Source organism: Intestinimonas sp. HCP28S3_D6 (assembly GCF_052065695.1).
Taxonomy (GTDB): Bacteria; Bacillota; Clostridia; order Oscillospirales; family Oscillospiraceae; genus Intestinimonas.
Genome location: NZ_JBQHTM010000031.1, coordinates 1 through 14484, shown reverse-complemented (window position 1 = coordinate 14484; position 14484 = coordinate 1). Strand labels below are relative to the sequence as shown.

Annotated in this window: 11 protein-coding genes; 6 read left to right on the top strand and 5 right to left on the bottom strand. The window is 64.4% G+C overall.

What is annotated here, in order from left to right; genetic code table 11:
* The first annotated feature begins 171 nt into the window (after window positions 1–171).
* The 6 genes from ACTNBK_RS10995 (at window position 172) to ACTNBK_RS10970 (ending at window position 7218) form a co-directional block, all read left to right on the top strand.
* A complete protein-coding gene (locus tag ACTNBK_RS10995) occupies window positions 172–2097 on the top strand; it encodes an NAD(+) synthase (protein ID WP_441146073.1) in 1926 nt (641 codons plus the stop codon).
* A gap of 397 nt (window positions 2098–2494) precedes the next feature.
* Entirely contained in the window at window positions 2495–3856 is a 1362-nt protein-coding gene (locus ACTNBK_RS10990; protein ID WP_441146071.1) for a citrate/2-methylcitrate synthase, read from the top strand.
* A 117-nt stretch (window positions 3857–3973) separates the two neighbouring features.
* Window positions 3974–4597: a class II aldolase/adducin family protein gene (locus ACTNBK_RS10985; protein WP_441146069.1), complete on the top strand. Its 624-nt coding sequence runs from the start codon at window positions 3974–3976 to the stop codon at window positions 4595–4597.
* A gap of 5 nt (window positions 4598–4602) precedes the next feature.
* Window positions 4603–5175, top strand: coding sequence for a YcxB family protein (locus ACTNBK_RS10980; protein ID WP_441146067.1), 573 nt, complete (start codon window positions 4603–4605; stop codon window positions 5173–5175).
* A 246-nt stretch (window positions 5176–5421) separates the two neighbouring features.
* Window positions 5422–6681 carry an HlyC/CorC family transporter gene (locus tag ACTNBK_RS10975; RefSeq protein ID WP_441146065.1) on the top strand — a complete coding sequence of 420 codons (1260 nt, stop codon included), beginning with the start codon at window positions 5422–5424 and terminating at the stop codon, window positions 6679–6681.
* 90 nt (window positions 6682–6771) lie between these two features.
* Complete coding sequence (locus ACTNBK_RS10970) at window positions 6772–7218, top strand: helix-turn-helix transcriptional regulator (RefSeq protein WP_441146063.1); 447 nt, start codon at window positions 6772–6774, stop codon at window positions 7216–7218.
* A 40-nt stretch (window positions 7219–7258) separates the two neighbouring features.
* On the opposite strand, the gene ACTNBK_RS10965 is transcribed toward ACTNBK_RS10970, so the two are convergent.
* The 5 genes from ACTNBK_RS10965 to ACTNBK_RS10945 form a co-directional block, all read right to left on the bottom strand.
* The gene (locus ACTNBK_RS10965) at window positions 7259–8869 is read right to left on the bottom strand and encodes a CTP synthase (RefSeq protein ID WP_441146061.1); all 1611 of its coding nucleotides are present in this window, start codon (window positions 8867–8869) and stop codon (window positions 7259–7261) included.
* Between the two features lie 214 nt (window positions 8870–9083).
* Window positions 9084–9464 carry a hypothetical protein gene (locus tag ACTNBK_RS10960; RefSeq protein ID WP_441146059.1) on the bottom strand — a complete coding sequence of 127 codons (381 nt, stop codon included), beginning with the start codon at window positions 9462–9464 and terminating at the stop codon, window positions 9084–9086.
* Between the two features lie 145 nt (window positions 9465–9609).
* Window positions 9610–12243 carry a M56 family metallopeptidase gene (locus ACTNBK_RS10955; protein WP_441146057.1) on the bottom strand — a complete coding sequence of 878 codons (2634 nt, stop codon included), beginning with the start codon at window positions 12241–12243 and terminating at the stop codon, window positions 9610–9612.
* Complete coding sequence (locus tag ACTNBK_RS10950) at window positions 12240–12632, bottom strand: BlaI/MecI/CopY family transcriptional regulator (protein WP_441146055.1); 393 nt, start codon at window positions 12630–12632, stop codon at window positions 12240–12242. The genes ACTNBK_RS10955 and ACTNBK_RS10950 overlap by 4 nt, the downstream gene beginning before the upstream one ends.
* A 157-nt stretch (window positions 12633–12789) precedes the next feature.
* Window positions 12790–14274, bottom strand: a complete 1485-nt coding sequence (locus tag ACTNBK_RS10945) for a DUF1846 domain-containing protein (RefSeq protein ID WP_441146053.1) — start codon at window positions 14272–14274, stop codon at window positions 12790–12792.
* Window positions 14275–14484 lie beyond the last annotated feature (210 nt).

The following is a 14484-nucleotide window of genomic DNA, read 5'->3' as shown; positions in this document are numbered from 1 at the left end:
GCGACTACTCCCTTTTGAACTACCCACGATTATACCGACTGTTTCCCCCCTTGTCAAGGCCACCCATGTAAAATCCGGTAAACTTTTTCTCTCACATCGGAAGACCGCTTTTCTTGCAAACGCTTCCCCCTTGGGGTAAAATGGTACCAACGCGAATAGGAGGTCATGTATATGCGCGATGGTTTTGTGAAAGTCGCCGCCGGCACCCCGTCCATACGGGTGGCCGACTGCCGTTATAACGCCGAACAGATCTTCACCCTCATGCGGGAGGCCCACCACCAGGGTGTGCGGGTCCTCTGCCTGCCGGAGCTGTGCCTCACCGGCTACACCTGCGGAGACCTCTTCCTCCAGCCCACCCTGCTCAAGGGAGCCGAGGAAGGACTCCAGACCATCCTGGATGCCACCAAGAACCTGGACATGGTCACCGCCATCGGCCTGCCGGTGCGCAGCCCCTATGACAACAAGCTCTACAACTGCGCCGCCGTCATCCACAAGGGGGAGATTTTAGGCCTGGTGCCCAAGACCCACCTGCCCAACTACGGCGAGTTCTATGAGCAGCGCTGGTTCGCCTCCGGCGCCGGGGTGGATGTCACCTTCCCCCTGTGCGGCCAGGAGGTCAACCTGTCGGCCACCGGCCTCTTCTACTGCACCCAGCTGCCCCAGCTGGTCATCGGCGTGGAGATCTGCGAGGACCTGTGGGCGCCGGAGCCCCCCTCCATCCGGGCGGCCCGGGCGGGGGCCACCCTCATCCTCAACCTCTCCGCCTCCAATGAGACAGTGGGCAAGGCCGTCTACCGCCGCTCCCTGGTGTGCGGCCAGTCGGGCCGGCTGCTGTGCGGCTACGTCTATGCCGACGCCGGCGAGGGGGAGTCCTCCACCGACCTGGTCTTTGCCGGCCACAACATGATCGCCGAGAACGGCGTCCTCCTCTCCGAGCGGCGCTTCGGCACCGGCCTCACCGTCAGCGAGATCGACGTGGACCGGCTGTGCGCCGAGCGGCAGCGGCTCAATACCTTCCAGCCCCTGCCCGAACAGGACGATCTGTGGCGGATCGGCTTCGACCTGGAGCCCGCCGACACCCACCTGACCCGTCCCGTCTCCCCCACCCCCTTCGTCCCCGAAGACAAGACCGACCGGGCCGAGCGGTGCAACGAGATCCTGTACGTGGCCGCCCTGGGCCTCAAGAAGCGGCTGGAGCACACCAGCGCCAAAACGGCGGTGGTGGGTCTCTCCGGCGGCCTGGACTCCACCCTGGCCGTCCTCATCACGGCGGTGGCCATGCAGATGCTCCAGCGCCCTGCCACCGACATCATCGCCGTCACCATGCCCTGCTTCGGCACCACCGACCGGACTAAGTCCAACGCCGTGCTGCTGGCCGAGCGGCTGGGCTGCACCCTCAAGACCATCGACATCGGTGAGGCGGTGAAGCAGCACTTTCGGGACATCGGACAGTCCATGTCCGACCACGACGTCACCTTTGAAAACGGCCAGGCCCGGGAGCGGACCCAGGTCCTCATGGACATCGCCAACCAGACCGGCGGCCTGGTCATCGGCACCGGCGACCTCTCCGAGCTGGCCCTGGGCTGGTGCACCTACAACGGCGACCACATGAGCAACTACGCCGTCAACGCCGGCATCCCCAAGACCCTGGTGCGCCACCTGGTGAGCTTCATCAGCGACGACAAGGAGCAGGAGGACCCCCAGCTCTCCGGCGTCCTCTCCGACATCCTGGATACTCCCGTCTCTCCGGAGCTCCTCCCCGCCATCGAGGGCCAGATCGCCCAGAAGACCGAGGACCTGGTGGGTCCCTACGAGCTCCACGACTTCTTCCTCTATTACGCCGTCCGCTGGGCCTTCCGGCCCCGGAAGGTGCTTCGGCTGGCCGAGCACGCCTTCGGCCGGACCTACGACCGAGCCACCATCCTCAAGTGGGAGCGCACCTTCTACCGCCGCTTCTTCTCCCAGCAGTTCAAGCGCTCCTGCCTCCCCGATGGCCCCAAGGTGGGCTCCGTGGCCCTGTCGCCCCGTGGCGACTGGCGGATGCCGTCTGACGCTGTGGCCGCACTGTGGCTGGAAGAATTGGACGGCCTGGAGTAAACAAGACCGCCTCCGCCGCCAGTCGCCCATTGGGGCCCCCGCGGGGAGAGGAGGCCCGACGAAATGAGCGAGCTTTCGCCTCCGGGCGGAAGCGAGGGATATGGAGTCCGCGCCGACGAGGCGAATGCCCAGCGACGCCGTGGCCTCCCTCTGGCTGGAGGAGCTGGAGGGCCTGGAATAAACGCCATATATCCCCAAAATCCGCCTGTGGGCCCGGCCCATGGGCGGATTTTTTTGCCCATTTCTCAAAATTCGTGTGGGGCGGACGTTTGTCCATTCATAAAATAGTAATATTTATATGCTAAAATAATGTTAAATACACTAATCATTCAGATACCCATATGACAACTACCGCCGCCCCTCCCGGGGCCTTCGCAGAGAAAGGAGCGCGATGCCAATGGCCAGCTACAATTACAGTGACGTGACCCCCGAGATCCAGGCCCTCGCCGCCAGGAGTCTGGAAAACTGTCAGATTGACCCCGAAGATTACCGCCGCTACGACGTCAAACGGGGCCTCCGTGACCTGGACGGCAAGGGCGTGCTGGCCGGACTCACCGAGGTCTCCGACATCATCTCCAAAAAGGTGGTGGACGGGGTGGAGGTCCCCTGCGAGGGCGAGCTCTACTTCCGGGGCTACAACATCGAGGACCTGGTGGGCTCCGCCCTGCGGGAGAAGCGCTTCGGTTTCGAGGAGACGGCCTATCTCCTCATGTTCGGCCAGCTGCCCACCCGCGCCGAGCTGGCCGACTTCACCCAGCTCCTCTCCTCCTACCGGACCCTCCCCAAGAACTTCGTCCGGGACGTGATTCTAAAATCCCCCAGCAGCGACATGATGAACTCCCTGGCCAAGTGCGTCCTCTCCATCGCCTCCTACGACGACAAGACCGACGACATCAGCCTCCCCAACGTGGCCCGGCAGTGCATCCAGCTCATCGCCACCTTCCCCCTCTATGCCGTCTACTCCTACCAGGCCTACACCTACAAGGAGGGCAACTCCCTCTTCATCCACGCCCCCCGGCCGGAACTGTCCACCGCGGAGAACATCCTCACCCTCCTGCGGGCCGACTCGGCCTATTCCTTCTGGGAGGCCCACATCCTGGACATCTGCCTCATGCTCCACGCCGAGCACGGCGGCGGCAACAACTCCACCTTCACCACCCACGTGGTCACCTCCTCCGGTACCGACACCTATTCCTGCATGGCCGCCGCCCTGGCCTCCCTCAAGGGCCCCAAACACGGCGGCGCCAACATCAAGGTCATCCAGATGTTCGAGGACATGAAGAAGGAGGTCCGGGACTGGACCGACGAGGAGGAGATCTCCGCCTATCTGAAGGCCCTCCTCCACGGGGAGGCCTTCGACAAGGCGGGGCTCATCTACGGCATGGGCCACGCCGTCTACTCCCTCTCCGACCCCCGGGCCAACATCCTCCGCCGGTTCGTGGAGACCCTCTCCCGGGAGAAGGGCCGTACCGACGAGTACGACCTCTACGCCCGGGTGGAGCGGCTGGCCCCCCAGATCATCGCCCATGAGCGGAAGATTTACAAGGGCGTGGCCGCCAACGTGGACTTTTACTCCGGCTTCGTCTATCACATGCTGGACCTGCCCCTGGAGCTCTACACCCCCCTCTTCGCCATGGCCCGCATCGCCGGCTGGAGCGCCCACCGCATCGAAGAGCTCATCAACATGGGCAAGATCATCCGCCCCGCCTACAAGTACGTGGGCACCCATCGGGACTACACCCCGCTGGATCAAAGATGAGACTCAAGGCCCGGAGCGTAAGCTCCGGGCCTTGGTAATTGTCCGTTGTCAAGCGCCTTCCCAGAGGGTATAATGGAGGGGACAAGCACCGCGTGTGCGCAAGTAAGGAGGAGCGCTATGGATTACGAGACCCAAAGACGGCTCATGTGCGAGCTGGGCCGCAGACTGTGGGAACGGGGCTGGGTGGCCGCCAACGACGGCAACTTCAGCCGTAGACTGGGAGAGGGCCTCTTTTTGGTGACCCCCGCCGGGGTGAGCAAGGGCTTTCTCACCACCGACATGCTGCTGGTGGTGGACAGCCAGGGCCGGATGACCAGTCCCTCCTCCTACCGCCCCTCCTCGGAGACCCCCCTGCACCTGGCCTGCTACCGGGTCCGCCCCGACGTGGGCGGCGTGTGCCACGCCCATCCCCCCGCCGCCACCGCCTTCGCCTGCGCTCACATGGGCCTGGAGGAACCCCTGCTGGGGGAGGCCGTCATGTCTCTGGGACCGGTCCCCTGCGCCCCCTACGGCCGCACCGGCACCGCTGAGCTGCCCGCCGCCGCCGCCCCCCTCATGGCCGACCACGACGCCATCCTCCTGGCCAACCACGGCGCCCTCACCATGGGTCCCGACCTGGAGCGGGCCTACTGGCGGATGGAGACCCTGGAGCACACCGCCCAGATCCATCTCAACGTCCGGCTGCTGGGCGGGGGCGTGCCCCTGACCCAGGAGCAGGCCGCCGCGCTGAGAGGGGGCTGACAACCATGGAACCGCTCTTTCAGGTGGAGACCTCCCACGACGCCGACGCCTACGGCAACATGGTGACCGTCCACTACATGCTCCATCAGAAAAACCCCATCTGGGCCCTGTATATCCTGGCCGTGGTGGTGGCCGCCGCCATCTGGTGGCTGGCCGCCGCCGGGAACTACACCAACCTGGGCGCCCTGGGCACCGGCATCTTCTGCCTGGCCTTCTTTCTGCTGGGGGTACCCTATGTGGACCGCTTCGCCGCCCAGCGGGTATGCCGCCGGATGGAAAAGCAGGTGGTGAAGGCCGCCCGGAAAAACGGCGCCTACGGCAAGCCCATCCGCTACCGCTTCTTTGAAAATCACCTGGACTCCGCCGACAGCGCCGGCTCCGCCGAGACCCCCTACGACCAGATTACCGACCTGGTGGAGACCGCCGGCTACCTGCTGGTCTTTCTGAAAAGCGGCCAGTGCGTCCTGGCCCGGAAAAAGGACTTTACCCTGGGAGACCCCGCCGCCCTCTTCCCCCTGCTCTCCCAGCGCAGCGGCAAAACGCCCCGCACCTTCCAGATGCCGGAAAAGCGCCGGTGAAAAAATCCCCTCTTGCATGACGGGCGGGTTTCTGTTATACTGGTCCCATTCTATGGAAAGAAGGGTCTGGTGAGTCCCTGTGGACCAACCTCCGCCTAGTCAGTGCTTCATATGTCTTTCAAAGGGCAGCCTTAGCCTCAGGGTGTAGGGCTGTCCTTTTGCGCGCAATTTCCCCCTTCTGCACCTCCCCGCCCCCCTTTCCTGGAACTACATTTAATTTAAAAGAAAGTTGAGTTGATCGTCCTTATGGACCCCCAAAGTATCACAATGATTGCGGTTTTGTTCCTGATGGTGGCTTTTTCCGCCTACTTCTCCGCCACGGAGACCGCCTTCACCTCCCTCAACCGCATCCGCCTGAAGAGCAAGGCCGATGCCGGCGACCGCCGGGCCGCCCGCACCCTGGCCCTGGCGGAGGACTATGACCGGCTGTTGTCCACCATCCTCATCGGCAACAACATCGTGAACATCTCGGCCTCCACCCTGGGCACCGTCCTCTTCACCAAGCACGTGGGCACGGCCTACGGCCCCGCGGTGTCCACCATCGTGCTCACCGTGGTCATCCTGATCTTTGGCGAGATCTCCCCCAAGAGTCTGGCCAAGGAGCAGCCCGAGGCCTTTGCCATGTTTTCCGCCCCCATTCTTCGGCTGCTGATGCTCATTCTCCGCCCCCTGAACTTCCTCTTTGCCCAGTGGAAGCGGCTGCTCAGCCTGGTCTTCCGCCACAGCTCGGACAGCGGCATCACCGAGGAGGAGCTCATCACCATGGTGGACCAGGCCGAGACCGAGGGCGGTCTGGACCAGGACGAGAGCGAGCTTATCCGCTCCGCCATCGAGTTCGGCGACCTGGAGGTGGACGAGATCCTCACCCCCCGGGTGGACATCGTGGCGGTGGAGGACACCGATACCATGGACGACATCGCCAAGGCCTTCGCCGAGAGCGGCTACTCCCGGCTGCCGGTCTACCATGAGGACATCGACAACATCGTGGGCGTCATCCACGAGAAGGACTTCCACGCCGCCCGCTACCACGGCCACGACGACGTCTCCGCCATCGTCTCCACCGTGCTCTACACCACCGCCAACACCAAGATCTCCGACCTGCTGCGCATCCTCCAGAAGGCCAAGGCCCACATGGTCATCGTGGTGGACGAGTACGGCGGCACCGAGGGTCTGTGCACCATGGAGGACATCGTGGAGGAGTTGGTGGGCGAGATCTGGGACGAGCACGACGAGGTCATCGAAGAGTTCAAAAAGCAGCCCGACGGCAGCTACCTCATCTCCTGCAACGCCAACCTCACCGACCTCTACGACCTCTTCTCCATCAAGGGGGAGAGCGATTCCACCACCGTCTCCGGCTGGGTCATGGAGGAGGTGGGCCGGGTGCCCGAGGAGGGCGACCACTTTGTCTACGAAAACCTGGACGTCACCGTCACCAAGGTGGACCACCGCCGGGTGCTGGAGATCCGGGTGGTGGTCCTGGAGAACGACGACAACCAGGCGGAATAGCTCCGGCGCAACCCCTGGTTGCGGCCTGTCAAGCAGAAGCTCTGGTCAGACCGGATCGGCTCTGATACAATGGTGCCGGAGGTGAGATTTTTGACCCTAGAGATCGCCAATCGCCTGGTGGCCCTGCGCCGGGAGCATGGACTCACCCAGGAGGGGCTCGCCTCTGCCCTGGGTGTGAGCCGTCAGGCCGTTTCCAAGTGGGAGCGGGCAGAGGCCTCTCCGGATACCGACAATCTGATTGCCCTGTCCCAGCTTTACGGCATTTCCCTGGACGATCTGCTCTCCCCAAAAGGAGCCACACCCGAGGACAAAGAGCGGGAAGCCGTTCTGGCCGCCGCCGAGGCCTGGGACCGGGCCGAAAACGCCCAGTCCCGCAGCCGGCGAAACGTGTGGAAGCGTCGGCTCCGGGCCTTTCCCTACGGGGCCTGTCTGCCCTTTGTCTACCTGGTCCTGGGCTTTGCCTTCCACCTCTGGCATCCGGGGTGGCTGATCTTCCTCACGGTACCCATCTACTACGCACTGGTAGAAGCCCTGTAAAAAATCCCCCGGCGCTCACAGATGAGCGCCGGGGGATTTTTTATGCATTTGCCTGGGCCTTGGCCGCCGCCACGAAGGCCCGGAAGAGGGGGTGGGCCTTGTTGGGCCGGGACTTGAACTCGGGGTGGAACTGCACGCCCACGAACCAGGGGTGGTCGGGGAGCTCCACCGCCTCTACCAGCCGGCCGTCCGGGGAGAGGCCGGCCAGCACCAGTCCCTTGGAGGTGAGGGCCTCCCGGTAGTCGTTGTTGAACTCATAGCGGTGCCGGTGCCGCTCGGAGACGTCCTGGACGCCGTAGGCCCGCTGGCAGGGGCCGCCCGGCGTGGTGAGGTGGCAGGGATAGGCCCCCAGGCGCATGGTGCCGCCCTTGGCGGTGACTCCCACCTGGTCGGGCATGAGGGCGATGACGGGATAGGAGGTATCCGGGTCCAGCTCGCTGGAGTGGGCACCGGCCAGGCCGGCGGCGTGGCGGGCGAACTCCACCACTGCCATCTGCATGCCCAGGCAGATGCCGAAGTAGGGCACCTTTTGCTCCCGGGCGTACTTCACGGCGGCAATCATGCCGTCGATGCCCCGGCTCCCGAAGCCGCCGGGCACCAGCACGCCGTGGCAGCCCTCCAGCGCCTGGGCTGCGTTGTCGTCGGTGAGGGTCTCGGAGTCCACCCAGCGGATGTCCACCTTCACGTCGTTGATGATGCCGGCGTGGGCCAGGGACTCCACCACGGAGAGGTAGGCGTCGTGGAGGCCCACGTACTTGCCCACCAGGGCGATCTCCACGTGCTCCTTGGCCGCCTTCTCCCGCTCCACCAGGGCGGTCCACTCGATGAGGTCGGGGGGCGTGGCGGTGAGACCCAGACGGCGGCACACCGCCCTGGCCAGGCCCGCCTCCTCCAGCATCAGGGGGACCTCGTAGAGGGAGGGAGCGGTCAGGTTCTCAATGACGTTCTCCGGGGGGATGTTGCAGAAGAGGGAGATCTTTTTCCGGATGTCGTCGGGGATGGGGTACTCGGAGCGGCAGACGATGACGTCGGGCTGAATGCCCAGGCCCAGCAGCTCCTTGGCCGAGTGCTGGGTGGGCTTGCTCTTGAGCTCGTCGGAGCCGGGGACGGCCACGATGAGGGAGACGTGGAGGTACATGACGTCCTGCCGCCCCACCTCGGCCGCCACCTGCCGGATGGCCTCCAGGAAGGGCTGGGACTCGATGTCGCCCACGGTGCCGCCGATCTCGGTGATGACCACGTCCACGTCGCCCCGGCGGCCCACCCGATAGATCCGGTCCTTGATCTCATCGGTGATGTGGGGGATGACCTGGACGGTGCCGCCCAGGTAGCCGCCCTCTCGCTCTCGGTTGAGGACGGTCCAGTAGACCTTGCCCGAGGTCACCGAGGAGTCCACCGTCAGGTCCTCATCGGTGAAGCGCTCGTAGTGGCCCAGATCCAGGTCGGTCTCGGCGCCGTCGTCGGTGACGAAGACCTCGCCGTGCTGGAAGGGGTTCATGGTCCCCGGGTCCACATTCAGGTAGGGGTCGAACTTCTGGAGGGCCACCTTCAGCCCCCGCTGCTTCAGAAGCCGCCCCAGAGAGGCCGCCGTGATGCCCTTACCCAGGCCGGAGACCACACCGCCGGTAACGAAAATATACTTGACCGCCATATACATTCCTCCCATCTTGGATGGGACGCCATTGCCCCGGGACCCCATTGCCCCACAAAACAGCGCTACGCGCTGAGCTCCTGTGTCCGCCATCAAAGGCGGGAAATAAAAATCTTTTCTATTCTACGCTCAGAGACCCGCTCCGTCAAGAGGATGGATAAAAAAGCGTCGGGGAACGGCCAAGGCTGTTCCCCGACGAGCGTATGGAGCAGGATTACTTTTTGCTGAACTCCACCGTCACGCCGGACTCCTCGATGGTCAGCTTATCCCCATCCAGAGTCATGGTGCCGGTATCGCCCTGAATGTCCACGGTCACACTGTTGCCGTCCTGGCTCCAGGTGCCCTCCACCGACACGCCGGCCAGAGACAGGGTCACTTTGCCGTCAGCCTCAAAGGCGTAGGTCATCTCACCACCGAACATGCCCTCCAGGGTCTCCTTGTCCACGGTGGTGTCTCCCTGGGAGCCGCCGCTGAGAACCCAGGTGGTTCCGGTGAGGTCGGTGGTCTCGCTCCCACTACCGCCGCCACAAGCGGCCAGGCTCAGCACAAGGGTCAGTGCCAATAGCAGGGAGAGCAGTTTGGATGTCTTCTTCATTCGGATTTTCCTCCTTCGATTTCTTCCGCCCCATTCATGGGGCGTCCTATTCTTTATCGCTTGAGCGGGGGAAAAAGTGACACCCAATATAAAATTTTACATTTTGCTGTCACTCCTACTGACAGGGCGCTGATCCCATGCTTTCTCAGCCCACCAGGTCAGGGAAGGCGGTCCGGCCCCAGTCGTCCACCTGCCAGCCGCCGGCGCCGTCGGGAATGAGCCAGAACACGTAGGTCCCCTCCCCCTGAGACACGTCCGCCGAAAAGTCGGCGAAGAGGACCAGCACATCAGTCCTGCCAAGGCCGTGCCCCTGCCCCTTGCCGTTTTCCAGATAGGTCTGGGCATGGTAGCGGGCGTAGAGGGGCAGATACTGGGGATAGCCCTCCAGGGGCGTCCCCCAGCCCTGCCCTTCCAGCCAGGCGGACAAGGCGTCCATGCCGGCGTCTATCTGCTCCCAAGTGAAGGGGTCCTCCTCCTGGGCCAGGTCGGCGCAGTAGCTTAGCATCTTGTCATAGGGGCTCACCTGGTAGGCATAGGCAGGGCGGTACCAGAAAACCTCACCCCCGATGGTGATGCGCAAAAGGCCGTCCTCCTCCAGGAAGAGGAGCTCGTCACCGCTCTCCGTCTGATAGCGCACCGCCTCACCCTCGATGGTCTCCGGCCCTTGGCCCTCCATCCACACGAAGGTTTGGAGGTACCAACGCACCTCGCCCGACAGGAACTCCGGGTCGTGGAAGGCCAGCCTGCCCTCGCTGCTGCCCGGGTCGCCATCCAGATAGAAGAGGCTCTCCAGCGTGCCGGTCTGGCCCGTCAACCGCCCGATGGTGCTCCCCAGGTCCCCGGCGGGCTCCCCCTCCAGGAGGGTGAAGGTGAGGCCGTCCAGGGTCTCGGCGTCGTACTTCTCCTGGTACCACTCCCTGGCCGCCTGGACCGGGTCCAGGAGCCCGGGCCGGTGGCCCTGGTCCACCTGGGCCTGGAGGTCGGCGTAGTACTCCGCCACCGTCACCTCGATGCCGTAGGGCAGCTCCCTGCTCCAGCTGCCATAGTTGTTGTCAAAGCTGCCCTCCACACACCAGATGCCGCCGCTGCCCTGGGTGACGGGCTGGGAGAGGAGGAGGGTCAGGGAGACGGCGTAGTCAGCGCTGTGGACCTCCACATAGCGGTGCTCTCCCGTCCACAGGAAGGGCCGGTCCAGCTCCGCCCCGTTGTAGGGGGTGAGGCCGTTGCGGACGATGAAGTCGGCCTGGATGTCGGGGATGCGGGAGCGGACATACTCCCAGCGCTGGTAGTCCGCGCTGCCGGTGTCCTGGTCACCGTCTGCGGTGAAAAACTGCACATCGGTGGGGTACGCCATGCCGTAGTACCACTCGCCGTCCCGGGCAAAGATGGTCTGGCCCTCCCCGCCGTGGACGGCCAGATAGTTCTGCTCGTACCCCACCTGGTCATAGCGGAAGAAGGAGAACAAAAAGCCCATGGGGGTGTCGAAGTCCTCCATGCCGGCCTCGTAGCTGGAGCGGTGGTAGACCCGGGGGAACACCGGCTCCGAGCCGTCCCCCAGATCCTCGTCAAAGAGGACCATGGTGTCCTCCACGATGTCGGTGGGGATGGCCAGGGTGAGCCCGCCCCCCAGGTCATAGAGGGCAGCGTCGGTAAAGAGGGCATCCGGGGCCACCGTGGGCGCCGGATTGGGCGCCTGGGTCTCGGCGGGGACCGACACCTCCGGGCCAGGCGTCACCATGGCCGTGCCGCCGATCAGGGAACAGCTCCCCAGCAGTAGGGCCGCGCACAGGGTCAGGGCCAGGGCGGCAGGGCCTCTTTTTGTCCCGTTCACCAGATCCACCAGTCTTTCCTTCAAATGCTCCTTTTCCTCGCACAGGGTGGTGACCACCAGCCCCTTTGGGGGTGCCGCCGCCAGGGAGAGCAGGGTCTCTCCGTACCGCCGCCGCGCCTCCGGGGATAGCTTCCCCGCCGCGGCCTCATCACAGGAGAGCTCACACCGCCGGGCCATCTCCCGGCGGAACGCCGGCATGAGCGGGTTAAACCAGTGGAGGCTGGTCACCACCACCGCGCACCACTTATAGAGGAGGTCGCGGCGGCGCAGGTGGGTGAGCTCATGGCGGAGAATGTCCTCCAACCGCCCCCGGTCCTCCACCCCCTCGGGCAGAAACACGGTGGGCCGCAGCAGCCCCAGGGCCATGGGACAGGGGAGGTCGGGGCACACCGCCAGGGCGATCTTCCCGCTGGGGTCCAGGTCCTTCAGCACTTCCAGCGCCACCGGACCGGGGGCGTGGCTCCCCCGCCGTACCAGCCGGGCAAAGCGATGGTAACTCCGGCCGTACCGGCCCAGGCTGAGGACAAAACCCAGAACCCACACCGTGAACCACAGGGCGGGCGAGGTGAGGACGACCCCCCAGTCCACCGCTGGAGCGGCGGTCACCGTCTCCCCTCCGCCGTCAGGGACCGACGGCCCACCTCCGGAGTCCGGGGACTGCCCACCCTGGCCTGAAGGTGGAGCCGTAGGTGCGGTCCACACAGAAGGGCCGTCCGCCGGGTTGGTCAGCACCACCATGCCGGTAACCGTTGTCATGCTCTGGTAGGCAGGGATGGACAGGTCCACCCACACCGGCACGCACAGCCGCAGCAGCACCAGCAGCCATAAATAGTAGCCCGCCGCCCGGCTGATGCGGCGGCCCAGCAGGTGGAGCACCCCCATGAGGACCACCCCCAGCACCGAGCCCAGCAGACTCAGTCGCAGCAGGGTGAGGAGAAAACCGGTCATGTGTCCTCCCCCCTCTCCTCCCACAGTCTGTCGAAGAGGTCCCTGAGCTCGGCCACATCGGAGCGGTCCAGCTGCCGCCGCTCCACCAGGGCGGCCACCAGGTCCTTGGCCTTGCCGTCGTAGAGCTTTTCAATGAGGGTGCGGGTCTTGTAGTCCCCCAGCTCCTCCCGGCTCACCAGGGGGCGGTAGTGGTACACCCCCCGCTTCTCCTGGCCCACCGCCCCCTTCTCCAGCAGCCGCCGGAGAAGGGTCTTGACGGTGTCGCCGCTCCAGCCCTTCCGGGTGGTGACCCCCTCCTTTATCTGGGCCAGGGTCAGGTCCTCACCCTGCCACAGCACCTCCATCACCTCCAGCTCTGCGTCGGTGATCTTCGCCTCCCGCTCCCACATACGGGTATCCCCCTTTCATGTAAACGAGGTTACAGTTGTACCCTTTGTATATAGGGTACAACTGTAACCTCGTTTTGTCAAGGCAGGATGGGTAACAGTTTGGCGTCAGAAAAGCGCCCCAGACTTGAGGTCCGGGGCGCTGGCGCGGCAGAGGAATTTATCTGTGGTAGAGCTTATTGGTCTCGTAGGTGGGCTCACAGGTGAGGCGCATACCCAGCTTGGCGTAGGTGCCCGAGTCGGGGGGCGAGAGGATGACGGAGGCGTGGGCCTCGCAGTCCCGAAGCTGGGCCAGGTGGTCCAGGGCCTGACGGGCCAGGGGGTTTGTGGTGGCGGAGATGGCCAGAGCGATGAGGACCTCGTCGGAGTGGAGCCGGGGGTTGGCGCTGCCCAGATGCTTGACCTTCACCGTCTGGATGGGCTCGATGGCCTCCCGGGAGATGAGGTGGTGCTCATGGCCGATGCCAGCCAGGCGCTTGAGGGCGTTGAGAAGGGTGGTGGAGGAGGCGCCCATGAGGTCGGTGGTCTTGCCGGTGACCACCTCGCCGTCGGGGAGCTCGATGGCGGCGGCGGGCTTGCCCGTCTCCTCGGCCACGGCCAGGGCGGCGCCCACCACCGGGCGGAGAGAGGCGTCGGCCTTCACCTGCTGCATGAGGAGCTCCAGCTTATAGACCGGCTCGTCCCCGCAGCGGCCCTGCCGGCGGTCGCACAGGGCGGCGTAGTACCGGCGGACGATCTCCTGCCGGGCGGCCTCGCACACCACGTCGTCGTCCACAATGCAGTTGCCTACCATGTTGACCCCCATGTCAGTGGGGGACTTATAGGGGCACTCGCCGGTGATCTTCTCAAAGATGGCGGCCAGAACGGGGAAGATCTCCACGTCCCGGTTGTAGTTTACCGTGGTCTTTCCATAGGCAGCCAGGTGGAAGGGGTCGATCATGTTCACGTCGTTGAGGTCGGCGGTGGCCGCCTCGTAGGCCAGGTTCACCGGGTGCTGGAGGGGCAGGTTCCAGATGGGGAAGGTCTCGAACTTGGCGTAGCCCGCCTTCACCCCCCGCTTGTACTCGTGGTAGAGCTGGGAGAGGCAGGTGGCCATCTTGCCGCTGCCGGGGCCGGGGGCGGTGACCACCACCAGGGGGCGGGAGGTCTCGATATAGTCGTTCTTGCCGTAGCCCTCGTCGCTGACGATGAGGGAGACGTTGTTGGGGTAGCCGGCGATGGGGTAGTGGAGAAAGACCTTCATGCCCAGGTCCTCCAACCGCTTCTTGAAGGCGTCGGCGGCAGGCTGGCGGTCATACTGGGTGACCACTACGCTGCCCACGTACAGGCCCTGGGCCCGGAAGGCGTCGATGAGCCGGAGCACGTCCACGTCGTAGGTGATGCCCAGGTCGCCCCGGATCTTGTTCTTCTCGATGTCGTTGGCGCAGATGGAGATGACCATCTCCACGTCATCCTTGAGCTCCAGCAGCATGCGGATCTTGCTGTCGGGGGCGAAGCCGGGCAGCACCCGGGAGGCGTGGTAGTCGTCAAAGAGCTTGCCGCCGAACTCCAGGTAGAGCTTGTCCCCGAACTGAGCGATGCGGTCCTTGATGTGAGCGGACTGGGTCTCCAAATACTTTGCGTTGTCAAAGCCGTTCTGTTTCATCTGCACCCCTCCAAGCTGTCATTCTTACACAATCATTTTATTTTACTCTCATTTCGCCCCCGCCGTCAAGTGACTGCAATCACACGTTTAATACACTCCTGTAGGACTACAATACATATTGGACATCTGAATAAAAAAGGATGAAGGACAGGGCCTCATCGGTTATAGTTGAAGTTGCGGACAACAACCGAACGAGAGGAGACCATATCC

Coding starts and splice junctions, on each gene's coding strand:
- ACTNBK_RS10995 (WP_441146073.1), top strand. CDS start 172: ATGCGCGATGGTTTTGTGAAAGTCGCCGCCGGCACCCCGTCCATACGG.
- ACTNBK_RS10990 (WP_441146071.1), top strand. CDS start 2,495: ATGGCCAGCTACAATTACAGTGACGTGACCCCCGAGATCCAGGCCCTC.
- ACTNBK_RS10985 (WP_441146069.1), top strand. CDS start 3,974: ATGGATTACGAGACCCAAAGACGGCTCATGTGCGAGCTGGGCCGCAGA.
- ACTNBK_RS10980 (WP_441146067.1), top strand. CDS start 4,603: ATGGAACCGCTCTTTCAGGTGGAGACCTCCCACGACGCCGACGCCTAC.
- ACTNBK_RS10975 (WP_441146065.1), top strand. CDS start 5,422: ATGGACCCCCAAAGTATCACAATGATTGCGGTTTTGTTCCTGATGGTG.
- ACTNBK_RS10965 (WP_441146061.1), bottom strand. CDS start 8,869: ATGGCGGTCAAGTATATTTTCGTTACCGGCGGTGTGGTCTCCGGCCTG.
- ACTNBK_RS10960 (WP_441146059.1), bottom strand. CDS start 9,464: ATGAAGAAGACATCCAAACTGCTCTCCCTGCTATTGGCACTGACCCTT.
- ACTNBK_RS10955 (WP_441146057.1), bottom strand. CDS start 12,243: ATGACCGGTTTTCTCCTCACCCTGCTGCGACTGAGTCTGCTGGGCTCG.
- ACTNBK_RS10950 (WP_441146055.1), bottom strand. CDS start 12,632: ATGTGGGAGCGGGAGGCGAAGATCACCGACGCAGAGCTGGAGGTGATG.
- ACTNBK_RS10945 (WP_441146053.1), bottom strand. CDS start 14,274: ATGAAACAGAACGGCTTTGACAACGCAAAGTATTTGGAGACCCAGTCC.